Annotated in this window: 25 protein-coding genes and 1 other RNA gene; 15 read left to right on the top strand and 11 right to left on the bottom strand. The window is 63.1% G+C overall.

What is annotated here, in order from left to right:
* Positions 1–123: 123 nt before the first annotated feature.
* The 4 genes from SMD31_RS09115 (at position 124) to dapB (ending at position 4,448) form a co-directional block, all read left to right on the top strand.
* Entirely contained in the window at positions 124–411 is a 288-nt protein-coding gene (locus SMD31_RS09115) for a metal-sensing transcriptional repressor (protein WP_320500501.1), read from the top strand.
* Positions 412–421: 10 nt separating this feature from the next.
* Complete coding sequence (locus SMD31_RS09110; RefSeq protein WP_320500500.1) at positions 422–1,285, top strand: nickel/cobalt efflux transporter; 864 nt, start codon at positions 422–424, stop codon at positions 1,283–1,285.
* Between the two features lie 238 nt (positions 1,286–1,523).
* Positions 1,524–3,089, top strand: a complete 1,566-nt coding sequence (locus tag SMD31_RS09105) for a sensor histidine kinase (RefSeq protein WP_320500499.1) — start codon at positions 1,524–1,526, stop codon at positions 3,087–3,089.
* A gap of 531 nt (positions 3,090–3,620) precedes the next feature.
* Positions 3,621–4,448 carry a 4-hydroxy-tetrahydrodipicolinate reductase gene (gene dapB / locus SMD31_RS09100; protein ID WP_320501020.1) on the top strand — a complete coding sequence of 276 codons (828 nt, stop codon included), beginning with the start codon at positions 3,621–3,623 and terminating at the stop codon, positions 4,446–4,448.
* A gap of 9 nt (positions 4,449–4,457) precedes the next feature.
* Here the strand turns inward: dapB and SMD31_RS09095 are convergent, their stop codons facing one another.
* Together SMD31_RS09095 and SMD31_RS09090 are read right to left on the bottom strand one after the other, a co-directional pair.
* Entirely contained in the window at positions 4,458–5,393 is a 936-nt protein-coding gene (locus SMD31_RS09095) for a DMT family transporter (protein ID WP_320500498.1), read from the bottom strand.
* Positions 5,394–5,476: 83 nt separating this feature from the next.
* Positions 5,477–5,956, bottom strand: coding sequence for a DUF2244 domain-containing protein (locus tag SMD31_RS09090; protein WP_320500497.1), 480 nt, complete (start codon positions 5,954–5,956; stop codon positions 5,477–5,479).
* 128 nt (positions 5,957–6,084) lie between these two features.
* On the opposite strand from SMD31_RS09090, the gene nth reads away from it, so the two are divergent.
* Together nth and SMD31_RS09080 are read left to right on the top strand one after the other, a co-directional pair.
* Positions 6,085–6,723: an endonuclease III gene (gene nth, locus SMD31_RS09085; RefSeq protein WP_320500496.1), complete on the top strand. Its 639-nt coding sequence runs from the start codon at positions 6,085–6,087 to the stop codon at positions 6,721–6,723.
* Positions 6,724–6,898: 175 nt separating this feature from the next.
* Positions 6,899–7,909 carry a hypothetical protein gene (locus SMD31_RS09080; protein ID WP_320500495.1) on the top strand — a complete coding sequence of 337 codons (1,011 nt, stop codon included), beginning with the start codon at positions 6,899–6,901 and terminating at the stop codon, positions 7,907–7,909.
* 155 nt (positions 7,910–8,064) lie between these two features.
* Here the strand turns inward: SMD31_RS09080 and SMD31_RS09075 are convergent, their stop codons facing one another.
* From SMD31_RS09075 to SMD31_RS09040, 8 genes are all read right to left on the bottom strand, one after another.
* Entirely contained in the window at positions 8,065–9,489 is a 1,425-nt protein-coding gene (locus SMD31_RS09075; RefSeq protein ID WP_320500494.1) for a DUF4139 domain-containing protein, read from the bottom strand.
* A 188-nt stretch (positions 9,490–9,677) separates the two neighbouring features.
* Positions 9,678–10,322 (bottom strand): flagellar motor protein MotB, encoded by a 645-nt coding sequence (locus SMD31_RS09070; RefSeq protein WP_320500493.1) that lies wholly within the window; start codon positions 10,320–10,322, stop codon positions 9,678–9,680.
* Positions 10,322–10,999 carry a hypothetical protein gene (locus SMD31_RS09065; RefSeq protein WP_320500492.1) on the bottom strand — a complete coding sequence of 226 codons (678 nt, stop codon included), beginning with the start codon at positions 10,997–10,999 and terminating at the stop codon, positions 10,322–10,324. Before SMD31_RS09065 ends, SMD31_RS09070 begins: the two co-directional genes overlap by 1 nt.
* A gap of 62 nt (positions 11,000–11,061) precedes the next feature.
* On the bottom strand, positions 11,062–11,649 hold the full coding sequence (recR, locus tag SMD31_RS09060) for a recombination mediator RecR (protein WP_320500491.1): 588 nt from the start codon (positions 11,647–11,649) through the stop codon (positions 11,062–11,064).
* A 157-nt stretch (positions 11,650–11,806) separates the two neighbouring features.
* Positions 11,807–12,130 (bottom strand): YbaB/EbfC family nucleoid-associated protein, encoded by a 324-nt coding sequence (locus tag SMD31_RS09055; RefSeq protein ID WP_320500490.1) that lies wholly within the window; start codon positions 12,128–12,130, stop codon positions 11,807–11,809.
* A complete protein-coding gene (locus SMD31_RS09050) occupies positions 12,127–14,010 on the bottom strand; it encodes a DNA polymerase III subunit gamma/tau (protein ID WP_320500489.1) in 1,884 nt (627 codons plus the stop codon). Before SMD31_RS09050 ends, SMD31_RS09055 begins: the two co-directional genes overlap by 4 nt.
* A 107-nt stretch (positions 14,011–14,117) precedes the next feature.
* An RNA gene (ffs, locus tag SMD31_RS09045) (signal recognition particle sRNA small type) lies at positions 14,118–14,208 on the bottom strand.
* A 106-nt stretch (positions 14,209–14,314) separates the two neighbouring features.
* A complete protein-coding gene (locus tag SMD31_RS09040; protein WP_320500488.1) occupies positions 14,315–15,049 on the bottom strand; it encodes a DUF6134 family protein in 735 nt (244 codons plus the stop codon).
* Positions 15,050–15,246: 197 nt separating this feature from the next.
* Here SMD31_RS09040 and nudC point away from each other — a divergent pair, with 197 nt between their 5' ends.
* The 9 genes from nudC to SMD31_RS08995 all read left to right on the top strand — a co-directional run bounded on the left by nudC (position 15,247) and on the right by SMD31_RS08995 (position 25,145).
* Complete coding sequence (nudC, locus tag SMD31_RS09035) at positions 15,247–16,146, top strand: NAD(+) diphosphatase (RefSeq protein ID WP_320500487.1); 900 nt, start codon at positions 15,247–15,249, stop codon at positions 16,144–16,146.
* A gap of 262 nt (positions 16,147–16,408) precedes the next feature.
* Positions 16,409–18,061 carry an ATP-binding protein gene (locus tag SMD31_RS09030; protein ID WP_320500486.1) on the top strand — a complete coding sequence of 551 codons (1,653 nt, stop codon included), beginning with the start codon at positions 16,409–16,411 and terminating at the stop codon, positions 18,059–18,061.
* 77 nt (positions 18,062–18,138) lie between these two features.
* Entirely contained in the window at positions 18,139–19,032 is an 894-nt protein-coding gene (locus SMD31_RS09025; RefSeq protein ID WP_320500485.1) for a TraB/GumN family protein, read from the top strand.
* Positions 19,033–19,203: 171 nt separating this feature from the next.
* A complete protein-coding gene (locus SMD31_RS09020; protein ID WP_320500484.1) occupies positions 19,204–20,571 on the top strand; it encodes an LLM class flavin-dependent oxidoreductase in 1,368 nt (455 codons plus the stop codon).
* A 29-nt stretch (positions 20,572–20,600) separates the two neighbouring features.
* On the top strand, positions 20,601–21,530 hold the full coding sequence (locus SMD31_RS09015) for a TauD/TfdA dioxygenase family protein (RefSeq protein WP_320500483.1): 930 nt from the start codon (positions 20,601–20,603) through the stop codon (positions 21,528–21,530).
* A gap of 120 nt (positions 21,531–21,650) precedes the next feature.
* Positions 21,651–22,742 (top strand): ABC transporter substrate-binding protein, encoded by a 1,092-nt coding sequence (locus SMD31_RS09010; protein ID WP_320500482.1) that lies wholly within the window; start codon positions 21,651–21,653, stop codon positions 22,740–22,742.
* A gap of 65 nt (positions 22,743–22,807) precedes the next feature.
* Complete coding sequence (locus SMD31_RS09005; protein WP_320500481.1) at positions 22,808–23,575, top strand: ABC transporter permease; 768 nt, start codon at positions 22,808–22,810, stop codon at positions 23,573–23,575.
* Entirely contained in the window at positions 23,575–24,336 is a 762-nt protein-coding gene (locus SMD31_RS09000) for an ABC transporter permease (protein WP_320500480.1), read from the top strand. The genes SMD31_RS09005 and SMD31_RS09000 overlap by 1 nt, the downstream gene beginning before the upstream one ends.
* On the top strand, positions 24,333–25,145 hold the full coding sequence (locus SMD31_RS08995) for an ABC transporter ATP-binding protein (protein ID WP_320500479.1): 813 nt from the start codon (positions 24,333–24,335) through the stop codon (positions 25,143–25,145). The genes SMD31_RS09000 and SMD31_RS08995 overlap by 4 nt, the downstream gene beginning before the upstream one ends.
* Here SMD31_RS08995 and SMD31_RS08990 read toward each other — a convergent pair.
* Complete coding sequence (locus SMD31_RS08990) at positions 25,142–25,993, bottom strand: prephenate dehydratase (protein WP_320500478.1); 852 nt, start codon at positions 25,991–25,993, stop codon at positions 25,142–25,144. The genes SMD31_RS08995 and SMD31_RS08990 overlap by 4 nt on opposite strands.
* Between the last annotated feature and the right edge of the window lie 9 nt (positions 25,994–26,002).

Raw genomic sequence — 26,002 nt, 5'->3', positions numbered from 1 at the left:
GGAGGGGGGCGCCAAGTGATGGCTCTCTCCTTCATACGCCCCTGCCAACGCGCCACATCTTCCCATCCTGGACAATCCCCTTCTTACATGCCATATCCCTTCCCCCAGGATAGGACATGACCGATGACCAAGCCGCATCTCCATGGAAGCCATCCCGACATCGTCAAGCGCCTGAAGCGCGCGGACGGGCATCTCAGGCGGGTGGTGGAGATGATCGAAAGCGGCCGCGCTTGCCTCGACATCGCCCAGCAGCTGCATGCGGTGGAAAGGGCCATCACACAGGCCAAACGCAATCTCATCCAGGACCATATAGATCATTGCCTGGACCATGCCGGGACCAACCGGACGAGCGGCAAGGGCGACGCCCGGGCACCGATCCGTGAGTTCAAGGAAATCGCGAAATATCTTTGAAGGCTGCGCTATGACACCCTTTGCCGAATTGCTGAATCAGGGTGCGGCCCATGCTTGGCTCTTCATCCCCAGCGCCATCCTGCTCGGCGCCCTCCATGGTTTGGAGCCCGGCCACAGCAAGACCATGATGGCGGCCTTCATCGTCGCCATCCGCGGCACCATGGGGCAGGCGGTGCTTTTGGGCCTCATGGCGACGATCTCGCATACCGCTGTTGTCTGGGTCATCGCATTGGGCGGTATGTATCTGTGGCGCGGGGTCGATGCTGAAACGCTCGAACCCTATCTGCAGCTCGCGTCCGGTATCATCATCCTTGCCGTTGCCCTCTGGATGTTCATCCGCCTGCGCCGCGACCGGCATCCGGTGCATCAACATGCGGGGCATGACCACGGGCGCACCCACGACCATGATCACACGCACGGGCATTCGCATCAGCATGATCACGCCCACGCCCATGGTGCACCGCATGGCCTCACCCTCACCATCGACGATGATGCCGATGCCCATGAGCGCGCCCATGCCGCCGACATCCAGCGCCGCTTCGCCGGCCGCCATGTGACCAATGCGCAGATCATGCTCTTCGGCCTGACCGGCGGGCTCATTCCCTGTCCCGCCGCCATCACCGTTTTGTTGCTCTGCCTGCAGCTCAAAGAGATCCCGCTCGGGGCCACCCTGGTCCTCTGTTTCAGCATCGGCCTCGCCGTGACCCTGGTCACGGTGGGTGCGGCCGCCGCCTTCAGCGTCCACCACGCCGCGCGCCGCTGGCCGGGATTCGACATCCTCATGCGCCGCGCGCCCTATGTCAGCTGCCTCCTCATCGCCGCCGTTGGCCTCTATGTTGGCCTCCACGGCTGGCTCGGCTTGTCGGCGGCATAGGCCGGAAGATGCGTGCAGGGGCCAACTGCCTTGCGCGCTGTGGGCTGCAATTCCTGTCGCACCCCTGGGGCCAAATCATCAGCCGCTAACGCGTTGATTCCCTGCATAATCGGGAAAAGTCGGCTCACACTATGATCGTCTCTTGACGGTTGCGTGCCACTGGCCTTTTCTCTGCGCCGAAAACCGGTCCTGGGTTTACAATTCAGGGCCGGTTTCCTTTACTTTGGGAAGCATTTTCATGGGCGATGACGGCCAGGTGCGTGAAGAGGGGCTGGGGCGCGAGGGCAGCCGCAGCGGAGTCCTGCCCCCGATGCCGTCGCTGACCGCTGGCTTCGGCGCGGGTCTGGCGCAACGCCTTCACACCGCCCTCTGGGTCTTCGACATCGATCTGTCGCGCGTGGTCTGGGCCAATGCGGCGGCACTTGACGTCTGGCGCGCGGAATCGATCGAGGCACTCTATGCTCGTGATCTCTCCGCCGACATGTCGCCTGGCGTCGCCGCCAGGTTGCGGCAATACCAGGAAGATTTCATCGCCGGCGATGCCGTCTTCTCGGAAGTCTGGACGCTCTACCCGCAGGGGCGTCCGCGCGCCTTGCGCTGTCGTTTCAGCGGCGTGCGCCTGGCCGACAACCGTATGGCGATGCTGTGCGAGGGCCTTGCCGATTACAACGACACGCCCGAGGCCCTGCGCTCGACGGATGCCTTGCTGCACTCCACCGTCATGATCACGCTCTATGATCTGGGCGGGCATATTCTCTATTCCAATCCGGCGGCACGCGCGGCGGCGCTACCACTTCCCGCCGATGGCACGGCGCCGCTGCTCGACCGACTGATGGATCATGCCGATCACCGTCGCCTCGTCACCGATCTCGCGCAATCGGACGAGGCGCGGTTGGTGGCGCGCGTGCGCACGGCGGCCGGTGCCCGCTGGCACGAAATCACGGCACGTACCTGCCGGGATGCCGCGACCGGTGCACCTGCCTGGCTCGTCTCCGAGGTCGATGTCACGGAAAGCGTTGAATACCAGACACAGCTCGAAGCCACGCGGACCAAGTTAGAGGCCCAGGCGCGCGAACTCCGCGAACTGCATCACGCGGCCGAAAGCGCCAATCGGGCGAAGTCGCAATTCCTGGCGCATATGAGCCACGAATTGCGCACGCCCTTGAACGCCATCATCGGCTTCTCCGACGTAACGCGGCGCGGCACCTTCGGCGCGGTGCAGCCGGTGCGCTATGGCGACTATGCCGAGCTGATCCATGAGAGCGGCCGCCTGCTGCTCGACCTCATCAACGACATCCTCGATATTTCGAAGATCGAAGCCGGCAAGATGGAACTTCGCCCGATCGAAATCGATGCACAGGAATTGGCCGAGACCAGCACGCGCCTCATTTCCGGCATGGCGCGCGAGAATTCGGTGACATTGCTCACCGATATCGGGCCCGATCTCCGGCCCGTTTATGGCGATGCGCGCGCCATCAAGCAGATCATCATCAACCTGCTCTCCAACGCAGTGAAGTTCACCCCGGCCGGCGGCAAGGTGAAGCTCGCCATCGAGGACCGTCCGGAGGGCAGCGCCGTCATCGTCTCGGATACCGGCATCGGCATGAATGACGAGGAAATCGCCCGCGCCCTCGATCCCTTCAGCCAGATCGACAGCTCGATCGCCCAGCAGCATCGCGGCACGGGCCTTGGCCTTGCCCTGGTGAAAAACCTGGTCGAGCTGCATGGCGGCCAGCTCATCGTCACCTCTCGACCCCATCACGGCACCGACGTCGCCGCCGTGTTCCCCGTCTCCCCGGCCTAGGCCGCCAAGGCCCGCCCCAGCGCGGCGCGGCGTCGCCGGCTGCGTCGGTGGCCCATTGGAGCAGGGCGTGGTGCGATTTCTGTCGACCAAGCTAATATTTAAGTATTTGAAATAATGCAATAAAGTGCCCCTGAGGCGGCCCTTTCGAGGCTGTGGAGGTGCGTTTTGCCCTTTCCCTAACGCCTTGTTTACCAAGCCGGGTTGCCCCGCCTTGCGAACCTCGTTTAGATTTCACGCAACATTGGTTCAGGGGGAAACATGGCGGGTAAGACCCAGGCGAAGCAGCCGGTGAGCAAGGCTGCCACCAAGACAGCACCCGGTGCGGCGCCTAAGCAGGCCGCGGCGAAAGCCCCGCCTGCCAAATCTAAGCCTTTGCCTGAAAAAGAAAAAATGGCCAAGGCCGTGCCTGCCAAGGCAGCTCCGGCAGCCAAGCCGGCGCCTACCAAGCCAGTCCCGGCAAAGCCAGGACCGGCCAAGCCCACACCTGTCGTCTCGGCAGGACCAAAGCCCAAGCGCCAGCTCAACGGCGCCATCAAGGTCGGCATCGCCGGCTGTGCCGGCCGCATGGGGCAGATGCTCCTCAAGATGCTGTCGCAGGCGCCGGGCGTGCTGGTCGTCGGTGGGACCGAGCGGAAGGGTTCGCCGGCGCTCGGCATGGATCTGGGTGCCCTGGCCGGTACCGACCCCTTCGGCATCACCGTCAATGACGACCCGGCCGGCCTCTTCGAAGCGGCCGATGTGGTGATCGACTTCACCAATCCCTCCGCGACCGCCCTCCATGCGGGCTTTGCGGCACGGGGTGGTACGGCGCATGTCATCGGCACCACGGGGCTCGATTCCGACCAGCAGGCGGCCGTCGCGCGCGCGGCGCAGAAGGCGCCGATCGTCATGGCGGCCAACATGTCGCTGGGCGTCAACCTGCTCGAACAGGTGATCGAGCAGATGGCGCGCATCCTCGATTCCGACTGGGATATCGAGATCGTCGAAATGCATCACCGCCACAAGGTCGATGCACCCTCCGGCACCGCGCTCATCCTCGGCGAAGCGGCAGCACGCGGCCGTGGCACCACCTTGCGCCGTGTTGCCAAGCGCGGACGCGATGGCCATACCGGGCCCCGCGCCAAGGGCGAGATCGGCTTTGCCGCCCTACGCGGTGGCGATGTGGTGGGCGATCACACCGTGATCTTTGCCGTCGATGGCGAACGGGTCGAAGTGACGCACAAAGCCTCGTCACGCGAGATCTTCGCCCGCGGCGCCGTGAAGGCGGTCCTCTGGGCTGCCGGAAAGACACCGGGCCTCTACACGATGAAAGACGTGCTGGGCTTCAGCGTGGGCGGTGCCGCGAGCAACGGCCAGTAGGGCGGTAGCTCAGCGCCGTTTCAACCGCGGCAGCGCCAGCCCCACCAGGATCAGCCCCAGTGCCATCACGGCATTGAGGCCGGGCACCTCGCCATAGCCGAAATAGCCCCAGCCCAGTCCCATGATCGGCACGAGGAAATTGTTGTTGGAGGCGAAGCTCGCCCCCGACCGGCGCATCAGGGTGAAGAACAACCAATTGCCGAAGGCGGTTGAGAGCAGGCCGAGCCAAGCGATGGCGACATATCCTTGTGTAGTGGGCGCCAACTCCCAGGGGCGGTCGTGGATGAGCCAGACCGGTGCCATCACGACGAAACCCAGTGCGAGAATGATGCCGACCGTCATCTCTGCCCCCATTTGCGGCAGGCGGCGCGCATTGACGCCGTAGAGGGTGTAGGAGAGGCAGCCGCCCAGGATCGCCAACTGCCCGATGACCTGGGCGCCCAGACCCTGCAGCGCATCGACGCCGACCAGCACGACGACACCGGCGAAGCCGCACAGCACGCCACCGATCTTGGGCCCGGTCAGCTTTTCATCATGAGTCATGAAATGCGCGAGGATCAGCACCAGCAACGGGATGATCGCCATCAGGATGGCAGCCAGCTGCGAGGGCGTGAACTGCTCGCCCCAGCCGATGAGGAAGAAGGGCAGCGAATTGCCGATGATGCCGAGGAAGATCAGCTTGCCCCACAGTGCTCGCCCGCCGGGTCGGCCGGCCGATGCGGTGAGCGCCGGGAAATGCTGACCGCGCAATTTGGCAACGGTCAGCAGCACAATGGCGCCGATGCCGATGCGCAAGGTGGCCAGCGTCAGGGGCGGCACGCCGTTTTCGACTGCGATCTTGATGAAGAGAAAGGACGACCCCCAGACCAGGCCAAGGATGAAAAGCAGGCCGAATTCAGGCAGACCCGGATGGCGCAAGGCGGGCGCCGCATGGGTGGTGGTCATGATTGGCGATTCCTTTAACCGTCATTCCAGGTGTCACGCCCGCGATGACGGGATGAAAATGCGACGAGCGAATGTTCAAAGCATCAAACCGGCTGGCGTCCATACGCCCCGTCGCGATGTCGGTCGAGGATGCGCGTGAGTTCGCCGGCGAAGTCGCGCCGCTCCGGCTCCGAGAGGAAGGCGCCTATTTCGATCTGCTTGCCATGGCTGCGAAGGTAAAGCGCGTTGTCGACATCGGCGGCACGGGCCAGCACCACCTGCAGCCAATAGGGTTGCAGCGAGAAGGCTTGGAAGCGGCCCTTCGCGTCGATGCGCTCGACGACGAGCCGGTCCTGGAACAGGCGCAGGCGCTCGGCCCGGCGATCGCCGCGGAAATGGCGTGAGAAAAGATACCAAAACAACAGCCATTCGGCGCCGATGAAGCCGAAGATCGGCCAGGCACCGATGATGAGGAACGTCATGGCATAGGCGCCCATAATGAGCGCGGTGCCGGCGCCCAGAATGATATAGCCGCGCCGCCCCAGCGAGCGGTGCGGATAAAGGATCGCCTCGAAGATCGCCATTTCGCTGGCGTCTCCCGAGTGCGGCTCCGTCTTTGTGACGTCGTTCTCTTTCCCTGACATGAGGCCGAGTATAATCTGGCGTTTGGGTTCCACAACCCAGCCAGCTTCCCGCCCGCCACAGGCCTGTCATGCTCAAAAAAGACCAGATCGAGACGTTCTTCGCGCGACTGCAGAAGCAAAATCCGGAACCCAAGGGGGAGCTGAATTACGTCAATCCCTATACCCTCCTGGTGGCCGTCGTTCTCTCGGCCCAGGCGACCGATGTCGGTGTCAACAAGGCGACCGAGAAACTGTTCAAGATTGTCGATACGCCGGAAAAGATGGTGAAACTGGGTGAAGCCAGACTCAAAGATCACATCAAGACGATCGGCCTCTTCAACACCAAGGCCAAGAACGTCATCAAGCTTTCCGAGATGTTGATTGCCGCGCACAACAGCCTCGTGCCGCGCGACCGGGCAATTCTGGAAACCCTGCCGGGGGTCGGGCGCAAGACCGCCAATGTGGTCCTCAACATCGCCTTCGGTGAACCGACCATCGCCGTCGACACACATATCTTCCGCGTCTCGAACCGGACGGGCCTTGCGCCCGGTAAAGATGTGCTGGCGGTGGAACGCGCCTTGGAGAAGAAGGTGCCGGCGAAATTCAAGCAGCACTGCCACCACTGGCTGATCCTGCACGGGCGCTATGTCTGCAAGGCGCGCAAGCCGGACTGCCCGTCCTGCGTAGTGAACGATGTCTGCCAGTTCAAGGGGAAGACGGTGGTGTGAGGGCGGGACTGGCCCAGCCCCCCCCACCCAACCCTCCCCCCAAAAGATGGGAGGGCTCTCTGGCGGAGGTGGCGTAAAAAAACTCATTTCAAAAACCTCCCACCTTTAGGGGGGACGTAGGAGGGGGGTTGCAAGTGACGGGTACTGCAATCGTGTCGTTAGGAGAACTGAGATCGTGAGCCGCAATATCATCGCTGCGACTGCTCTGTCGCTCGTCGCCCTCACCGCACCCGCCCATGCCCAGGAAAGTGCCGCCGCGGTCAAGGCTCCGGGCGTTGTGGGTGAGATTGAGACGGGGAATGGCTGCGCGGTCGAGGAGCCGGGCCTCTTTGAAAAGCGCCGGGCCATGGCGCCGGAAACCTATTCACGCCTGGTCATCGACGATGTGACGCTCACCGCCTACCCGTCGAAGTTCGGTGACGAGCAGCTTGATGACATGGCCGATGGCAGCCCGCCGCTCGAATACCTCACCATCGAACGCGACGGCACATGCCTGCATGCGATTGCCGATGCGATGGTCTTCATCGTCTGGGCGCGGCCGCGCATCCTGGGGAACTATGCCGAACCGGCGCCGCTTGCCATTCTGTCCACCTTCTCCGGTGGGGCGCATTGCTGCACCTCGCTTTACGCGCTCTATCCGGGCAAGGAGTTGAAGCTGCAACTGCTGAGCCTTGGCAATGCCGAGGCCGAGCTCAGCCAGGATTGGGCGGGCGGTGCCCCGCATTTGAATTTCGGCGATGACCGTTTCGCCTATTGGAACTCATCCTATGCCGGGTCACCGGGCGGCGGCGTGCAGCTCGACTGGTCGGAAGAAGGCTATCGTCTTTCCGACCAGATGAAGGGCGATGCGCCCGATGAAAAGGCGCTGGGCGAGATGCGGGACCAGATGCACCAGTTGCTGCTGGAATTCGGCGGACCCTATACCGCCATCGATGCGTCAGGCGACCGGCCGCAGACAAAAGGCGAGCTTGATCCCATCATCTGGGCCAATCTGCTCGATCTCATCTATAGCGGCCATTCGGACATGGCGGTGAAGCTGTTCGATGAGGCCTGGCCGACGGAGGTCAAAGGCAAGCGCATTTTTTGGCGTGATTTCATCAAGCAGATGCAGGAGACCTGGATCTGGGAACCGTGGAATTTGAAGGACGCGCTGGATCCGGACGTGACGTTTGCGCATGGGGGGTGAGGGAAAGCGGGCCAAGCCAAACCGCCCCCTCTCCCTAGCCCTCCCCCACGTTGGGGGGAGGGGACTCAAGCCGACCAAGGCCGGCTATCGAATATGCCGTCGCTCGCACTCCCTCCCCCCAACGTGGGGGAGGGTGGGGGAGAGGGGGCAGCTCGTTACAGCTTAATCCGCACGGAATATTTCACCACCGTCGAACCCTCCGCCGGGACATCGACCAGCCATTGCGCGGTGTTGGAATCGAGTTTTTCGTGCTTCTGCGATTCATCCAGCATCTTCCATTCGCCGGGGAAGGCTTCGCGGAGATCGACGGTGACCTTTTCCTTCTTCGCGTTCTTGATCTCCACTTCGTAGGCGTTCTCGTAGAGATCGTCGGCGAGCTTGGTGTAGTTGGTCTGCTTCGCGCGCGCCGTGATGTCGAACGCCTCACCCAACGTCAGATCGACGCGCTCGTTCTTCGGCGTGTGGTCGATGTGATCTTCGCCGACGAAGAGGGCGTTGCCCTGCGCATCCTTCTTGTAAACGCGCACGACACCGGCTGGCAGCGGCATGCCCATATGCGATTTGTCGTCGTTCTGGAATTTCAGCTTCACCGCCGCGTTCTGGCGCGGACCTTCACCGAAATTGTAGCCGTAATTGCCCCAGACATTGGCGGCATTAGTGATGAGGTATTTCTTTTCGACCGGCACCTCAGCAGCCGCCAGCATCGCGACCTGCTTGGTCTGGTTCTCCTTGATCGTCGTCGGTCGTTCAAGGCTATAGAGATGATACTCAAACGCCGCCTGCTCGACCATCTTCGGTGCCGACGCAGGCATCGCATCCATCGCGACCATGCCGCCGGCGCGTTCGAGCATCGGCTGAACCTGGTTGACATTGCCGGCAACGAGCTGGAGCTTCGCGTCCTTATAGGTGATGCCGCTTTGATTGGTGAGCGTCACCAGGCCATTGATGTTGACAGTCTTCTCATCGGCACCGAGGTCGACCACGTAATCGGCCGACCAGGAGAGGCCGCGGCTTAAGTACGAAAGATCGACCGGCACTTCGCCCGCTTTGTCGGCAACGGCTTTAATGACCAGCGTGGGGCGCGCGCGCAAATTGGCGGGCACGCCGGAATAGACGAAGCGGCCGGGCACGGCGGTCTCGATGCGGTCGCCGATCTTCAAGACGGCCTGGCCACCGGCCACCGAGAGCACTTCTGCTTCTTCGCTGCTGTCCTCGCCGGTTTCCGGATTGGTGCGGAAGACGCGGATCTTCTGCCCCACCGATTTCTCCAGCAGTTTTTCCGGCGTCAGCAGATCGAAATCGAAATTCTGCTCCAGCACGTCGAGCGCGCCACCGGCCGAATTGAGGAGCGCCGTCTCGGGCCGCATCGCCGCCGAGACATCGATAAAGGCGATGTCGTTCTCGCCCGCGGCAAGGTTGATCTTGCGGCTGTCGCGAATGAGCGCCAGGTCCTGGTTATAGATGGTGACGGCAATGCCGGTCTGGTTGTCGGTCGTCACTTGCGTTTCATCGGCGAAGGCGCCGGCGAAAGCGGTAAGGGTCAGCGCAAGGGCGGTACCGGCAACAAGAAGCGAACGCATGGATTTATCCTTTGTGGGATGAGTGGCGAGGTACAACACCGCAGCGCTGCGATGATCCCCTCTTTTGACCAGACATATTTGGTCACGGAATGCGGCAAGACTATGACGCAAGGGTGGTATGGCTCAAGCGACCTGGATCACTTTCCCGTGCGCCGGGCCGGCGCAGTTGTCTGACAAAAGTGTAGCGCCTATTCGCCGGCCGCGCGGGTGAAGATAAGGCGGACATGCGGGGCGTCGTCGGCGCTGATGGCGGTGCGGGCCAGCAGCGTGTCGGGCGCGCCGCTATCCTTGAGGCGCTGGGCGAGACCGTTGGCGAGCGTCATGCCGGTCGACCAATTGGCACCTGCCCCGTCCTGCGGCAGATCGGCACTGAGTGCCGCTTCGTTGGGGATGTTGGCCAGCATGCCAGCCAGGGCAAAGACCAGGTCCTTGTCGCGTTCATCGCTGCTGCCCGTGGCGGCCAGGCGTGCCATCGGCAGATCGAGCAAGACACTGTCGGTCTGCGGCAGGATGATGACGCCGTCGAAGGCTTCGTGGCCTTCTATCTTGGTGGCGAGCAGGTTGGCGAGATAGTCGGTGTCACGCCCTTCCTGGGCATCCTTCGTCGCCATCGATTCCTTGGCCGCGCCATCCTCGGCCACAATCTCGGTATCGGTCGGCGCGATGCCGAAGGCGCTCTGCATCTTCTCGCGATCCGTCTGGGCCAGGGAATAGAGCAGCACGAAGCTCGCCAGCAGGCAGCCGGCGAAGTCGGCAAAGCTCATCAGCCAGACCGGCTGCTTGATCTCCTGATGCTTGGTCTCGCCGACGCGGATGAAGCTTTCGCCCGACATCAGGGCGCTCCCGTCTGGTCGGGGGTCTTCTGCACGAAATCGGCGGTGGGCAAGGTCAGGCGCACGAGCAAGGCCAGTTCATCGGGTGTGCCGGGGCCATAGCCGATCATGGTGCGCGCGGGGGCAAGGCCGCGGTTCATCGCCGCCTGTGCCAGGATGCCGGCGTAATCGGTGCTGAGGGCCGCGTCGGCGAAACGCAGCTCGATCTCATAGCCGGTATCGCGCGGCAGGGCGGCGAGGCCCGTGACCAAGGCGGCGAGTGCCTTTTCCAACTCCGGGGTCGCCTGCTTCTGCGTGGTGTCGAGAGCGACGCCCACGGGCACGATCAGGCGCAGGGATTCGCCGCCGCTTGACGCCATCACCTTGGCCATCGGCAGCGAGTCGCGAAAGCCTTTGGCGGCGGAACCCAGAATGTCGCCCACGGATTTGGTGGGGATCGCCGCTTCGCCCAGGGCAAAGGTCTCTTTGACGCCGGAGAGCAGGTCATGCATGCGGGTGTTCTCGTGCAGCGAGATGCTGGTCAGCACGATCATGAAGGTGGTGATCATCAGCATCAGGCTGACAAAGGTGGGCAGGCTCGGGTTGCCGGCCGGCACGAATTTCACCTCCGGCAGCGGCAAAGGCCGCCGATGGGCGCGCCTTTCCTGGCGCGGGAGGGGTGGTTCGAGCTCCGACAATGGCGGATTCCTTAAGCTTTCCGGTTCCTGAGCTTACCGGAAATGCACAGAATGGGCCAGTTTCAGAGTTTCTGGCGGGCCTTCAAGGCCTGGATGAGGGTGCCGTCGTCGAGATAATCCAGCTCGCCCCCCACGGGCACGCCATGGGCGAGGCGCGAGATGGCGACATTCAACGGCTGCAGGCGGTCGGAGAGGTAATGCCCGGTGGTTTGGCCGTCGACGGTGGCGCCGAGGGCCAGGATCACTTCCTTGACCTCGCCACCCTCGAGGCGCCGCAGCAGGGGCGCGATGGAAAGCTGCTCCGGCCCGACGCCGTCGAGCGCCGAGAGCACACCGCCCAGCACATGATAGCGGCCCTTGAAGGTGGCAATCCGTTCCAGCGCCCAAAGATCGCCGACATCGGCGACGACGCAAATCAGACTGCCATCGCGCGATGCGTCGCGGCAGATGGTGCAGGGATCGGCGGCATCGAGATTGCCGCAGACCGTGCAGGTCTTCACATTGGCCGCGACCTCGCCCAAGGCATCGATGAGTGGATGCAGCAAGGCCTCGCGCTTCTTTAGGAGATGCAGCACCGCCCGCCGCGCCGAACGCGGCCCCAGGCCCGGCAGTCGGCCCATGATCTGGATGAGACGGTCGATGTCGTTCATGGGGCTTGCGATTTATCCTGACAGACCCCCTCTCCCTAACCCTCTCCCACGTAGGGGAGAGGGAATTTGAGCGAGGTTGTTTTGGCGGACTACTCCCTCCCCCCAACGTGGGGGAGGGTCGGGGAGAGGGGGAGGCGACTGAGCGTCCCCACCAAAATCAAAACGGCAGCTTGAAGCCCGGGGGCAGAGGCAGGCCGCCGGTGACTTTGCCCATCTCATCGGCGATGTGCTTGTCGGCCTTGGTGCGCGCGTCGCGCAGCGCCGCGCTGATGAGGTCTTCCAGCACTTCGACCTCGGCCGGGTTGACGAGGCTGGGGTCGATCTTGACGCGCTTGGGCTCGCCCTTCGCGGTCATGGTGATGGTGACCATGCCGCCTGCCGCCTGGCCGGTGACCTCGGCCTGTTCGAGGGCCGCCTGCATCTCAGCCATTTTCGACTGCATCTGCTGGGCCTGCTTCATCATCGCCCCAAGGTTCTTCATAGGTCGTCGTCTCCAAAAATCATGTCGATATCGATGGCGTCATCGTCTGATGCGGCATCGCTGGCTTCGGTCGCAGCAGCCGGTGCCGGCGCTGCGGGTTCCGCACCGCCCAGATCGCGCACCTCGTCGATCGTGGCGCCGGGAAAGGTTTTGAGGATCGCCTGCACGATCGGGTGTTCCGCCGCCTGGCGTTTCCGCTCTGCAACGATGGCCGCTTCCTGCTGCTTCAGCGTCGCCTCGCCCGCGGCATTCGAGAGCGAGACCATCCAGCGCTTGCCGGTCCATTCCAGCAGGCATTGCGCCAGACGCGGCGCCAGATTTGCAGGTGCCCGCTCCGAGGGACGGAAATCAAGTCGCCCGGATTCAAAATGCACCAGATGCACATCGCTCAGGAGATGTGTCATCAGGATCGCTTCCTTCTTCTGACGGAAGAGAGCGACCAGTTCATCAAAGCTGCGGGGGTCGGCAAGGCCTTGCGGCGCGGCAGCGACGACCGGCGTCGTCATGGGCGAAGCCATCGGCGCGCTTTGCGGCACAACTTCGAGACGCGCGGCGCTGCCATGCTGGGCAAAGGCGGTCGGACCGCCGCCGGAGGCGCCAGAAACATAGCTTGTGGCGATGGCGCTCGTGCCATTCCCGTTCCCGGCACCGTTGCCGCCCCGCGCTGGTGCTGCCGGTGTGCCTGCCGGCAATTGACCGGCGCTGAGCTTCTTCACCAATTCGCCCGGTGTCGGCAGATCAGCGACATGCATCAGGCGGATGAGCGCCATCTCGACCGCGGCCAGGGCCTGGGGTGCTGCCTGCGCCTCGCCAAGACCTTTCAGCAGCATCTGCCAGCAGCGGGCAAGGATCGGCATGGAGAGCTTGGCGGCGAGCTCGGCACCCCGCTTCTTTTCCGCTTCCGGCATGGTGGGGGAGGCGAGCGCCTCGGGCGAGATCTTGGCCCGCGTCACCAGATGCGTCAGATCAAGAAGGTCCTGCACGACGACGATGGGATCCGCGCCGGCACGGTACATGGCGCCAAGAAGATCGAGCGCCTTCGGCGCCGCGCCGCCCATCACCGCCTCATAGAGATCGAAGAGCTGCGTGCGGTCGGACAGGCCCAGCATTTCGCGCACCTGGGCTTCGGTGACGGTGCCTTCCGCCATCGCGATCGCCTGGTCGAGCAGCGACAGGCCGTCGCGGGCCGAGCCGTCGGCCGCGCGGGCGACCAGTGCCAAGGCGTTGGGCTCCACGGCGACATTTTCGGCCGCGACGATGCGCGCAAAATGCGCGGCCAGTACATCGGCCTCGATGCGCCGAAGATCGAAGCGCTGGCAACGCGACAGCACCGTCACCGGCACTTTGCGGATCTCGGTCGTCGCAAACACGAACTTCACATGTCCCGGCGGCTCTTCGAGCGTCTTCAACAGCGCGTTGAAGGCGCTATTGGAGAGCATGTGCACTTCGTCGATGATATAGACTTTGTAACGTGCACTCACCGGGCGATAGCGTACACCCTCGATCAGCTCGCGCATGTCGCCGACACCGGTGCGGCTGGCGGCATCCATTTCGATGACATCGACATGGCGGTCTTCGGCAATCGCCACGCAATGCTCGCATTGCCCGCAGGGGCTGGCGGTGGGTCCACCCTTGCCGTCCAGGCCGACGCAGTTGAAGGCACGCGCCAGAATGCGCGCGGTCGTCGTCTTGCCGACACCGCGGACACCGGTCAGCATGAAGGCATGCGCCAGGCGCCCGGCGGCGATCGCGTTGGTGAGCGTGCGGACAAGCGCATCCTGGCCGACAAGGCCGGAGAAATCGCTGGGGCGGTATTTGCGGGCGAGGACCCGGTAATGCTCGCCGCTTGCAACGGAACTTTGGCCGCTCTCTTCGCTCATGCGCCGATCATCGCCCACAGGAAAAATGCTCCCTGAGGTCGTACAAAAAAACGCGACCGGAAGCTAGCGATCTTAATGAATGGAATGGGTGCAGTGTGTGAAAGGTGGGAGGCTGGCAAACGACCCGCCTGAGAACTCGTTACGGCTGCTTCCTTCCGGACCTGACCGGGTTGGCGAGACAAACGTCCGCCACCAACCTCCCGGGGCAGCTTATAGCAAATACCGCCCACCCTTGCGCAACCCCCGAATCGCCGCACCAGAGCGCTGCAGGATTATCCAAGTGATTCAGGCTATTGGCGGCAGGTTATGGGCGGTCGAGCAATTGCTGGCGAATGATCGAGCCGTCCTTGGCCTTCATTTCCGCCTGCACGATGATGCCGAGAGCGTCATACCAGACGTCGCGGTTGAGCTCGCCGGTAAAGGCATAATGCCGCGCCTCGACCTGACCGGCGGGCAGCACCACGGCCACCTCGCCCTTATCGGCGACTTTAACCTGATGCTGGCGGGCGCGGACGGTGTCGAGCACGACACTTTGCTTGATGGCGTCGGGATGCCACAACGTCGAGGGAATGAGGTCGGCCGGCACGTCGCGCTTCTTCTCGTTGTATTTGCCGGTCAGCCGATCGCCCTTGCGCACGAGATCGACGATGCGCTGTTCGCCGTCATCGATCGTCCTCGAGGCCAGCGATTGCAGGGCGCCATTCTGCCAGCGCTCCTCGGTGTGCTGGGTGAATTTATAAAAGCTCAAGCCCAGCATGCGCACGTCGATCTCGACATCGGTGATGACGGTCAGCTGATTGGCGCCGTCTGAGACGAAGTCGAGCTTTTGCGTACCGATCGGGTCACCGTCGCGGGTGATGGTATAGATGAAGCGACCGCGCGGCGGCGCGAACGGGAAACCGGCATCGGCCGAGGCCGATTGCGTGTTGGTGGTGGAATCGGCCAATGTCGCCGCCGGCATGAGCAGAGCGGCGCAGGCGGTTGCAGCCAGCGCATGGGGCAAAACGATCGAGAGCAATTGCCGACGCGAAACACTCATGTCAAGTATAGCAACCCTGTTGTTTGGTGATCGCCACGGCATGATCTTCCGAAGTCTTGGAAAGGTCAAATATGGCAAACGGCGCGTTAAGGTAAATGTGACCGAACACAAAATAGGTCAAGTGTGGGCAATCACATTTGGGCGGATTGTCCGCAAAACATGCCAGTCAAACCGACCGGCCGAGTTAACGAATTCAGATGATGCAAAATTACTTCTACGCCAATGGGGATTTCGATCGCAGCGCACAGCGGCGTGAGGACCAGAGCTGGCTGAGAGCCCGGCTGAGCGACCCCAACAGTCGCTTCTATCCAGTCTGGCGTCTGCGCCATTTGGTCGACGCGCCAACCGAGCCGCATCTCAGGCATCTCGATCCTGTCACACAAGCAGATCTCATTGCGCGGGCGGAAACGGTGATTCTGCTGGGTGTCGATGGCGAGGTGGCGCATTTTGCCGTCGATCTTTCGGTGCTGGATGAAGATGCCGCGACGGCGCTGGGCGATTTCCAGGAACTGCGCGGTATCGGTCCCTTGCTGCCGCAACGTGACGGCGCCTTGATGGCCTATGCGCGCGGGCTCGCCTATTGGCACCAGCGGCACCGCTTCTGCGGTGTGTGCGGATCACCCACCGAGGCAAAGGCCGCCGGCCATCAGCGGCAATGCATGAACCGCGATTGCGCCACGGTGCAATTTCCGCGCACCGATCCTGCCGTCATCATGCGCGTGACCTGCGGCAACAGGATCTTGATGGCGCGGCAAGGCATGTGGAATCCCGGCATGCATTCGGTGCTGGCGGGTTTCGTCGAGCCCGGCGAGAGCCTGGAAGATGCGGTGGCACGCGAAGTATTCGAGGAAGTGGGTCTGCGCGTCCACAGCATCCGCTATTTCGGTTCGCAGCCCTGGCCTTTCCCGGCATCCTTGATGCTGGGCTTCACGGCGGAATCCGACAGCGAAGCATTCGATCTTCATGATGGCGAGATCGAATCGGCGCAATGGATGACGCGCATGGATCTCCTCAATTCGCCGGAGAATGACCAGTTCCGTCTGCCGCGCGCCGATTCCATTTCGCGCCGGCTGATCGAGGATTGGGTCAGGCTGTAACGGCCGCCCTCGGTCTGCAGCACGACAGCAGCGGTGTGCGCTTTTTCCGCAGCCTATAGTTGCGGCCCCTGTGCGTCTGCCGCAAATTGTGGGTAAAATGTCTGCTATATCAGGCGACGATTGCCCGGGCGCGTCCGAGCGACACAGCACTATGTGTTTTCAACAAATAGAGCTTAAATGCGCGCGCTTGCTGTTGCGTCAGTTTCACTGCTAAAGCGCGCAGGCCGCGATCTTCCTCAGTCTCAGCCAAGCAGGGAATTTCATGACCTCACTTTCCGCCAACACGGTCGATCTCAGATCAACTGCGGCAAGCAGTGCGCTGGGCAAGGTGATGGCAGTTGCCGGGGCGCGGGTGACCGGCCTGCTGCTGCCGGACAATGCCAGCGGACATGGCGGGCGGGGCCCTTATATCGGCGAACTGGTGAAGATCGTGACCGAACATACGACCGTCTTCGGCTTCGTGACCGCAATCGGCATCGAACATCCCGGCCAGACCAGCGAGCTGCGCAAGGCCGAGATCGAAATGGTCGGCGAGATCAACCACCGCGCTGGCGACGAGGCACCCTTCCAGCGCGGTGTCACCGCTTATCCGGGGCTCGACGATGTCCTGGCGCGGGCGACCAGCGATGATCTAAGGCGTGTCTTCACCCGGCGCGCCGCCGCTCATCAGCGCAGCGCCCGCATCGGCTCATTGCACCAGGACCCTAACATCCCGGCGGAGATCATGCCGAGCGAGTTGCTCGGCAAGCATTTCGCCGTGCTGGGGACGACGGGGGCCGGCAAATCCTGCGCGCTCGTCACCATCCTGCGCGCGATCCTGAGCCAGCACCAATTCGCCCACGTCATCATGCTGGATCCGCATGACGAATACGCCACCGCCTTCAAGGACCAGGCGGAGGTGGTGACGCCGCAAGACCTCGAACTCCCCTACTGGCTGCTCAATTTCGAGGAACTGCGCGAGATGGTGATCGGTACCGGCTCACCCCAGCCCGATGCCGATGCGGTGCTGCTTAACCAGGTGGTGACGCAGGCCAAGCGCAATCTGGCGCAAAGTCCCGAGGCAGCAGCGCAGATCACGATCGACACGCCGGTGCCCTATCGCCTCTCCGATATCGGAAAGATCATCGATGGAATCTTAGGAAAACTCGATCGTCCGGCCGATGCCGCCGCCTATCATCGCATCAAGGAACGCTTCCAGCACATGCAGGCGGACCGGCGCCTTGCCTTCATGTTTCCAGGTGCCGGCAATTCGGCGGCGCTGCAAGGATTGGTGACGCGTGACAGCATGGCCAAGATCCTGGGCCGCCTTTTCCGTGTGCCGGTCGGTGGCAAGCCGATCACGGTGCTCGATACTTCGGGCGTGCCATCTGAGATCTTGAACGTCGTCGTCTCGCTGCTCAGCCGCATGAGCTTCGATTTCGCGCTGTGGTCGGAACAGAAGGCGCCAGTGCTCCTTGTCTGCGAAGAAGCCCACCGCTATGCCCCGGCCGATATCCATGCCGGGTTCGAGCCGACCAAGCGGGCCCTCTCGCGCATCGCCAAGGAAGGGCGCAAATACGGTGTCTCGCTATGCCTCATCAGCCAGCGTCCGTCGGAACTGGCAACGACCGTGCTCTCCCAATGCAGCACGATCTTCGCCTTGCGCATGACCAGCCAGAAGGACCAGGAATTCCTGGCAGCGGCACTCCCTGAATCGAGCCAGGGTCTGATGGGCGAACTCGCCTCCTTGCGCAACGGCCAGGCAATTGCGGTCGGCGAGGGTGTGCCCCTGCCGACCCGCATCGATTTCGATCGCCTGGCGGAAGAACACCGCCCGCGCTCCGGCACGGCACCCTTTGGCACCGCCTGGCAGCAGGACCAGATGCAGGCCGAAGACCTCGTCGACGTGGTGCGGCGCTGGCGGCACCTCGATTGACACCCCTCTGCCCTTGGCAAAGCTGAGCGCAGCCTCCATATAAGCCGTTCGTTTTCTCCCGGCGGATGAGGCCTGCAGTGGATAGCTTGGGTGGATATATCGTGCAGGCGCTGCGCCGCGCGGCTCTGGGCCTGCTGGCCTTCCTGCCCTTCATCGGCACCGCGGCGGCCGAACCCGCCTTGTGGGTGGCCAAAAGCGGCAATGCCACGATCTATCTTTTTGGCACCGTGCATCTCCTCAAACCCGATGCCGATTGGCGCGCCGCCAAGATCAAGACCGCTTTCGACAGCAGCAGCACGCTGTGGCTGGAACTCGATGATGCGGCCAAAGGCGGGCTCGACGAAAAGCTGCTGTGGAAATATGGCAAGGACCCGGCGCATCCGCTGTCGACCAAGTTGACGCCGGCTGAGCGCCAGAAGCTGCGCGCGGCGGCGGCCAAGGCCGGGATTCCGCCGGTCGCCTTCGAATCCCTGCGGCCCTGGCTTGCCGCCCTGCAACTGGGCAAGGCGCCGATGATGGCTGCGGGCTATAACCCCGAGATGGGCGTCGATCGGCAGCTGCTGGCCGACGCGAAGGTTGCCGACAAGCCGGTGATGGGGCTGGAGACGACGGAGCAGCAGATGCGCTTCTTCGCCGACCTGCCCCCGCAGGTCGAGCTGACCTTGCTGACCCAGACGCTCGATCATGGCGCGGAAGGGGCGGCCCAGCTCGATCAATTGGCGGGCGCCTGGCTTGCCGGCGATGTCGATGCGCTCAACACCCTCTTGAAGCAGGAAGACATGGCGGTGAGTGACCGGCGCCTGCGCAAGCTGCTGCTCGGCGACCGCAACAAGGCCTGGGCGGAACGCCTCGGCAGCCTTGCCAAAGATGGCGGCACGCATTTCGTCGCCGTGGGTGCGGCACATCTCACAGGTGCCGATTCATTGCAGAATTTCCTGCAGCAACGGGGCTTCAAGGTGACGCGGCTCTAGCAGCAGTACCTGCTGCAGGCTTGAGGATTCCTCATCGCGCGCGTAAGTGCCAAGGCGCAGTTTTACTCGCGACCTCGGCCAGAATTGCTCGCTTTTCCGAAACCGCCGAAAGGGTGCTTGATGATCGCCGCCCCACCACGATGGCGGGCGTGATCAGCAAGAGGGTTCGGGATGAGCGAGCGGGCGAACACGGCGAAGCGGCAGATGAAGCTGGGGGCCTTCATGTATCCCGGCGGTCATCACGTGGCGGCCTGGCGGCACCCGGACGTCTCGGCAAAAGCCACCACCGATTTCCAATACCGTGTGGCCTTTGCCAAGGCGGCGGAAGCGGCGAAGTTCGACCTCATCTTTCTTGCCGACGGCGTCGGCGTCGGCGAAAGCAATGTCGCCGCCTTGAGCCGGGTCGATGAATGGTCGAACGGCTTCGAGCCGATCACGCTGCTCTCGGCGCTTTCCGCCGTGACGACACGCATTGGCCTGGTGGCGACCGCCTCGACCAGCTTTACCGAACCCTTCAACCTCGCGCGCTATTTCGCTTCGCTCGATCAATTGAGCGAGGGCAGGGCGGGATGGAACCTCGTCACCTCCTCCGATGGGATCGAGGCACAGAATTTCAATCCGCGCGACCTGCAGCATACGGCCCGCTATGCGCGCGCCAACGAATTCGCCGATGTCGTGCTGGGGCTGTGGAACAGCTGGGAGGATGACGCCTTCCTGCGCGACAAGGAAAGCGGGCGCTTCTTCGACCCGGCAAAGCTTCATGTCCTGCATCACAAACGTACCTATTTCGAGGTGCGCGGCCCGCTCAATGTGGCGCGCTCGCCGCAGGGTCACCCGGTTCTCGTTCAGGCGGGATCGTCCGAGGTGGGCAAGGAGCTCGCCGCCCGCACGGCCGAGGTGGTGTTCACGGCGCAGCGAACGCTCCAGGACGCGCAAGCCTTCTACAGCGATCTGAAGGCCCGGCTGCCGCGCTACGGGCGCAACCCCGATGATCTCAAGGTCATGCCCGGTGTCTTTCCGGTGGTGGGGCGCAGCGAAGCCGAGGCGCAGGATAAATTCGCGGCGCTGCAAGACCTCATCCATCCGGAGGTGGGCTTGGCGCTGCTCTCCACCTATATCGGCAATTTCGACCTTTCCGTCTATCCGGTCGATGGGCCGCTGCCGGATCTTCCCGAATCAAATGCCAGCAAGAGCCGGCAGCAGCTCTTCGTCGATCTGGCGCGGCGCGAGAATTTAAGCATCCGCGAGCTTTATCTGCGCATCGCCGGCGCCCGTGGCCATTGGCAACTGGTCGGCACGCCGGTCCAGATCGCCGATGCGCTGGAGGAGCGATTCCTCAATGGCGGTGCCGATGGCTTCAACGTCATGCCGCCGACCGTGCCGGGCGGCCTCACCGACTTCATCGAATTGGTGCTGCCTGAACTGCGCCGTCGCGGCCTGTTCCGGAGCGAATATGAAGGCCGGACTTTGCGCGAGAATCTAGGCCTGCCTTTTCCCCGTCACGCGGCGCGACCGACATCGCGCCGCGCCGCCGAATAGCCGCAACAACACAGCCACAGGAGAGAGTGATGAGCGTCGCCCTCAAGGAAGCCGTCAACGAGAATGCCCTGAAACTGCGCCGGGTCGCCGGCCGCATCGGTGCCGAAGTCCAGGATTTCAAGATCGGCCCCGATTTGAAGGCCGAAGACGTGGCCGGGATCCGTGCCGCCCTGCGTCAGCACCGGGTGATTTTCTTTCGCGATCAGCATCACCTCGACGATGCGGCCCAGGAAGGTTTTGCCAAACTGCTCGGCGATCTGGTGCCGCATCCGACCGAAAAAGTGCGCGATGGGTCGACGGCGATCTTGGAACTCGATGCCGCGCGTGGCAACGGCAAGGCGGATCAGTGGCACACGGATGTGACCTTCGTCGATGCCTATCCCAAATATTCGATCCTGCGCGCGGTCGAGATTCCGGCTTATGGCGGTGACACGGTCTGGGCCAATACCGCCGCCGGTTACGCGGATCTGACACCGCAGTTGAAGGCGCTCGCCGACACCCTGTGGGCGGTGCATTCCAACCGATACGATTACGCCGCACAGCGCCCGAAGGCGACCGATGCCGAACGCAAGCATTATCAGGATGTGTTCGCATCGACGACCTATGAGACCGAGCATCCCGTGGTCCGCATCCATCCGGACACCGGCGAGAAGGTGCTGGTGCTGGGCTATTTCATCCAGCGTTTCGTTGGTCATTCGCAAGCCGATTCGGCCCATCTCTTCGACCTGCTGCAGGACCATGTGATCCGCCTGGAAAACACGGTGCGCTGGTCGTGGCGCAAGGGCGATGTCGCGATCTGGGACAATCAGGCGACACAGCATTACGCGCTCAACGATTACGGCGAGCAGAACCGCATCGTGCGCCGCTCGACGGTCGCCGGTGACGTGCCGATCAGCATCGATGGCCGGCGCTCGGTGACCCGTATCATCGGCGGGCCGGCGCGTCAGGCCGCGGAATAGGTGCCGTCATGATCCGTGATCAGCACCGATGTAGCTAAGCCGCCCGCCGCCCTCATTCCCATTTCCATCACAGCCTATCTCCGCGAGGCAAACGCATCGCGGCAACAAAGGAGTCATGTCATGAAGTTGCAGCATCTCGCTATCCTGGCCCTGGGCCTTAGCTCGCTCATCGCCGGATCGGCGGCCGCCGAGGAGCTCACCATCCGTGTCGGTTATCCCGGTGTCGGCGTCGACAACCGCCCCTATGGCTATGGCGATTCGGTGAGTGTCGCGCGCGTCGGCGAGTATCTGGAAAAGGAATTCCAGAACGACAAGGACATCAAGATTGAATGGACCTACTTTCGCGGCGCCGGTCCGGAACTGAATGAAGCGCTGGCCGCCGAGAAGCTCGACATTGCCGCGGGCCTTGGCGATCTGCCGTCGATCGTCGGCCGCTCGCGTGGCCTTGATACCAAATTCCTGCTGCCGGCGTCGGAGCGTGGCTCGCTCTATCTCGCCGTGGCGCCGAATGCGGACATCGACAGCATCGACGACCTGAAAGGCAAGAAGGTGGCGCAGTTCCGCGGCACCAACCTGCAGATCGCGACCGATGCCGTGCTGGAAGCCCATAAGCTCACCGAAAAGGATATCAAGTTCGTCAGCCTCACCACCGGTGATGCGACGGCAGCGCTGGCGGCCGGCAATGTCGATGCTTCCTTCGGCGGCGAGGAATATCTCGACCTCGCCAAGCGCGGCATCGTCAAGATCGTCTACGCCTCGAAGAAGGATAAGCCGATCTTCGGCACCAATTCGGCAATCTTCGTCACCACCGAATTCGAGCAGAAGCATCCCGACCTCACCCAGCGCATCACCACGGCCTTTGTGAAGGCGGCAGCCTGGGGCTCGGACGAGGCCAATCGTCAGGCCGTATTCGATGCCTGGGCCAAATCCGGCGTGCCGGCGGAAAGCTTTGCCGAGGATTTCGACGGCCAACCCCTGGCGCGCCGCAACACCGCGGTGATCGATGACTTCATCGTTGCGCGTTACAAGGAGAAAGCCGCGAAGGCCAAGCAATACGGCCTCATCAAGAAGGATGTCGATATCGACAGCTGGCTGGCGCCGAAATATCTCGAGACGGCGCTGAAGGAACTGGGCCTTGAGGATTACTGGCCGCGCTATGACGCTGCCGGCAACAAGGTCGCCAGCGGCCGTGTCGAAGTGGCGGCGCAGTAATGTCTGAAGCCCAAATCTCTTCGGCGCGGCCCTTCACTGGGCCTCTCGCCGACGGGGTGAGCAGCGTGCCGCGCGTATCTTTGCCAAGTGCGCGGCCGCTGGTGGGCTTTCTTCTGCCTGTCTTCCTGCTTCTGCTTTGGGCGGCCAGTGCGCAGTTCGGCTGGCTGCCCGAGCAGATTCTGCCATCACCCGACGTGGTGTGGCAGACCATCCACGACGCTGCCGTCGACGGCACGCTGTGGAGCGACAGCTTCATCTCATTGACACGCGTCCTGCGCGGATTTGCCGTGGGTGCCGGGATCGGCCTTGTCATCGGCGGCGCCATGGCGCTGTCGGGGCGGTTGAAGGCGCTGATCGATCCCTTGTTCCTGGCGGTGAGCCAGGTGCCGATCGTGGGGTGGATTCCGCTCCTCATCCTGCTTCTTGGGATCGACGAGGAATTGAAGACCGCGATCATCGCCCTCGCGGCTTTCGTGCCGGTGACCCTCGGCACCTATCAGGGGATCCGCGACGTGCCGGGGCGCTATCTCGAAGTGGGCGCCGTGTTCCTGCTGTCGCCCGTCGAGACATTGCGCCACATCGTGCTGCCGGCGGCGATGCCGGCGATATTCACGGGCCTGCGCGAAGCTGCCGCCAATGCCTGGCAGACGTTGATCGCCGTCGAGCTTCTCGCCTCGACCGAGGGGCTTGGCTATCTGATGGCCTATGGCCGGCAGTTGTTCCAATTGGAACTGGTGTTGACGGCAATGGTGGCGATCGGCCTCATCGGGCTTGTCACCGATTGGTTGCTTGGTCGCGCTGCCGCCTATTTCCAGCGCTGGGAGATCCGCTGATGCCGACGGGATCCCGCCTCTGGACGCTTGGTTTTGTGCTGCCGGTCCTGCTGCTGGCATTGTGGCAGGTGGCGAGTGTCACGGGGTTTGCCGATCAGAACTTCCTGCCGCCGCTGCAGGATCTGGCAACACGTTTCCTCAACGAATTGCGGGCAGGCACGCTCGCGGAAGATCTGGGCCTCAGCCTGCTGCGCGATCTGGCCGGCTTTGTGATCGGGAGTTTGATCGGCGTCGGTTTGGGTCTTGTGCTGGGCTTCTCGCCCCTTGCCGCCCGCATCGTCGGTCCCAGCCTGCTGGTGCACCGGCAGATCGCGCTTTTTGCCTGGGTGCCGTTGATCTCGGTCTGGTTTGGCGCGGGCGAGATCGGCAAGGTCGCCTTCATCGCCTTTGCCGCTTTCCAGCCCAATGTCATCAATACCTGGCAGGGTGTCGCGGCGATCCCGGCGGCGCATGTGGAACTGGCGCGGGCACTCACCTTCCGCCGGCTTGATTTCATCCGCTTCATCGCGCTGCCGGGCGCCTTGCCGGCGATCTTCACTGGGCTTCATGCCGGCCTTATCTATGCCTGGCAGGCCACCATCGCTGCCGAGCTGTTCATGACCATCGCGCCGGGGCTGGGCGGGCGCCTGATGGAGGGGCGCCAGCTGTTCCAGATGGATCTCGTCCTGGTCGCCATCCTGCTCATGGGCGTCATCGGCATCATCTTCAATAAGCTCGCCGCTCTGGCGGAACGCCGCCTTGTTCACGGGAGAGGAAAATGAACGCACAGAATCCGCATGCTCCTGTCGCTGCCGATCTTGGAAGCGCTGCGCCGGTCGTCGAGATCAGTCAGGTTTCAAAGACGTTCGCGCTGAAAGGCAAGAGCGTCGCGGCGCTGACCGGCATCGACCTCGCGGTCAATCAAGGCGAGTTCATCGCCATCGTCGGTGCCTCGGGCTGCGGCAAGTCGACATTGCTGCGCCTCATCCTTGGCCTCGACAGCCCCACCAGCGGCGTCATCCAGGTCGATGGCCGCCGTGTCACCGGTCCGTCGCTCGATCGCGGCATCGTGTTCCAAGAACACCGGCTGCTGCCATGGCTGACAGTCACTGGCAATGTGGCGGTGGCGCTGCGCCGGTCGGGCCTTTCGAAGGCCGCGGCACAAGCGACCATCGATGCGCATCTGGCGTTGGTGGGTCTCACCGATTTTGCCGAGGCCTACCCGGCACAGCTTTCGGGCGGCATGCAGCAGCGCGTCGCCATCGCGCGAGCCCTTGCCAACCGACCGCGCCTGTTGCTGCTCGATGAACCCTTGGGTGCCCTCGATGCCTTGACGCGCCTGCGGCTCCAGGACGAGATTCGCCGCATCGTGCGGCAGGAAGGCATCACCGCGATCCTGGTGACGCATGATGTGGATGAGGCCGTCTATCTCGGCGACCGCATCGTCGTCATGGAGCCGCATCCCGGCCGCATCCGCGATATCCTGCCGGTCGATCTGGGTGCCGTACGGGATCGCTCGGACCCAAGGTTCATTAGCTTGCGCGACCGCGTGCTGGCGGAGCTGGGTGTGACGCCAGCCGCCGCGGCCTAATCCTGCTGGCGGAATTTCGACGCCGGATAGACACCCAGGATGCGGACCTCGCGCGAGAAGAACGAGAGTTCTTCAAGGGCCAATCGCACCAGGCGCTGGTCCGGATGGCCGTCGATATCGGCATAGAACTGCGTCGACGAGAAATGCCCGTCGAGCATGTAGCTCTCCAGCTTGGTGATGTTGACGCCGTTGGTGGCGAAACCGCCCAGCGCCTTGTAAAGCGCTGCCGGCACCGAGCGTACCTTGAATACGAAGCTGGTGATGATCGGTCCCTTGGCGGGATCGGGGTCGATGGGTTCCTGCGCCATCACCACGAAGCGCGTGGTGTTGTGCGGGGCGTCTTCGAGGTCTGGTTTCAGCACCTCAAGATCATAAATCTCAGCCGCAAGGGATGAAGCAACGGCGGCGGCGGTCTTGTCGCCGCGCTGCGCAAGATCGGCGGCGGCGCCCGCGGTATCGGCATGCACCACCGGCTTGATGCCGAGGCTGCGCAGATTGTTGCGGCACTGGCTCAAAGCCTGGATATGGCTTGAGGCGGTTTTGATGTCGGCAAGCTTGGCGCCCCTCACCCCCAGCAGCTGATGATTCACGCGCTGGAAATGTTCGCCAACGATGTGGAGGCCCGAATCCGGCAGCAGATGATGGATGTCGGCGACGCGGCCGGCGACCGAGTTTTCGATCGGCACCATGGCGAGACGCGCGCGCCCCTCATGAACGGCTGCAAACATGTCCTCGAATGACGGGCAGGGCAGCGCAGTCATGTCCGGGAAGGCGGCGCGGCAGGACAGGTTCGAATAGGCCCCGGGCACCCCTTGGAAGGCGATGGTGTTGTTGACTGCTGCGTTCAAGACCGCTGC

Source organism: Dongia rigui (assembly GCF_034044635.1).
In the GTDB taxonomy this organism is placed as follows: Bacteria; Pseudomonadota; Alphaproteobacteria; order Dongiales; family Dongiaceae; genus Dongia; species Dongia rigui.
Note: the sequence above shows the minus strand (reverse complement) of the source record. Positions and strands in the feature narration are given on the sequence as shown.

Bases quoted from the DNA above. Each gene is read 5' to 3' on its own strand.
- SMD31_RS09015 (WP_320500483.1), top strand. From the start codon at position 20,601: ATGAGCGTCGCCCTCAAGGAAGCCGTCAACGAGAATGCCCTGAAACTG.
- SMD31_RS09040 (WP_320500488.1), bottom strand. From the start codon at position 15,049: ATGAGTGTTTCGCGTCGGCAATTGCTCTCGATCGTTTTGCCCCATGCG.
- SMD31_RS09055 (WP_320500490.1), bottom strand. From the start codon at position 12,130: ATGAAGAACCTTGGGGCGATGATGAAGCAGGCCCAGCAGATGCAGTCG.
- SMD31_RS09110 (WP_320500500.1), top strand. From the start codon at position 422: ATGACACCCTTTGCCGAATTGCTGAATCAGGGTGCGGCCCATGCTTGG.
- SMD31_RS09000 (WP_320500480.1), top strand. From the start codon at position 23,575: ATGCCGACGGGATCCCGCCTCTGGACGCTTGGTTTTGTGCTGCCGGTC.
- SMD31_RS09105 (WP_320500499.1), top strand. From the start codon at position 1,524: ATGGGCGATGACGGCCAGGTGCGTGAAGAGGGGCTGGGGCGCGAGGGC.
- SMD31_RS09095 (WP_320500498.1), bottom strand. From the start codon at position 5,393: ATGACCACCACCCATGCGGCGCCCGCCTTGCGCCATCCGGGTCTGCCT.
- SMD31_RS09090 (WP_320500497.1), bottom strand. From the start codon at position 5,956: ATGGCGATCTTCGAGGCGATCCTTTATCCGCACCGCTCGCTGGGGCGG.
- SMD31_RS09050 (WP_320500489.1), bottom strand. From the start codon at position 14,010: ATGAGCGAAGAGAGCGGCCAAAGTTCCGTTGCAAGCGGCGAGCATTAC.
- SMD31_RS09010 (WP_320500482.1), top strand. From the start codon at position 21,651: ATGAAGTTGCAGCATCTCGCTATCCTGGCCCTGGGCCTTAGCTCGCTC.
- SMD31_RS09020 (WP_320500484.1), top strand. From the start codon at position 19,204: ATGAGCGAGCGGGCGAACACGGCGAAGCGGCAGATGAAGCTGGGGGCC.
- SMD31_RS09070 (WP_320500493.1), bottom strand. From the start codon at position 10,322: ATGTCGGGCGAAAGCTTCATCCGCGTCGGCGAGACCAAGCATCAGGAG.
- nudC (WP_320500487.1), top strand. From the start codon at position 15,247: ATGATGCAAAATTACTTCTACGCCAATGGGGATTTCGATCGCAGCGCA.
- SMD31_RS08995 (WP_320500479.1), top strand. From the start codon at position 24,333: ATGAACGCACAGAATCCGCATGCTCCTGTCGCTGCCGATCTTGGAAGC.
- recR (WP_320500491.1), bottom strand. From the start codon at position 11,649: ATGAACGACATCGACCGTCTCATCCAGATCATGGGCCGACTGCCGGGC.
- SMD31_RS09030 (WP_320500486.1), top strand. From the start codon at position 16,409: ATGACCTCACTTTCCGCCAACACGGTCGATCTCAGATCAACTGCGGCA.
- SMD31_RS09075 (WP_320500494.1), bottom strand. From the start codon at position 9,489: ATGCGTTCGCTTCTTGTTGCCGGTACCGCCCTTGCGCTGACCCTTACC.
- nth (WP_320500496.1), top strand. From the start codon at position 6,085: ATGCTCAAAAAAGACCAGATCGAGACGTTCTTCGCGCGACTGCAGAAG.
- SMD31_RS09115 (WP_320500501.1), top strand. From the start codon at position 124: ATGACCAAGCCGCATCTCCATGGAAGCCATCCCGACATCGTCAAGCGC.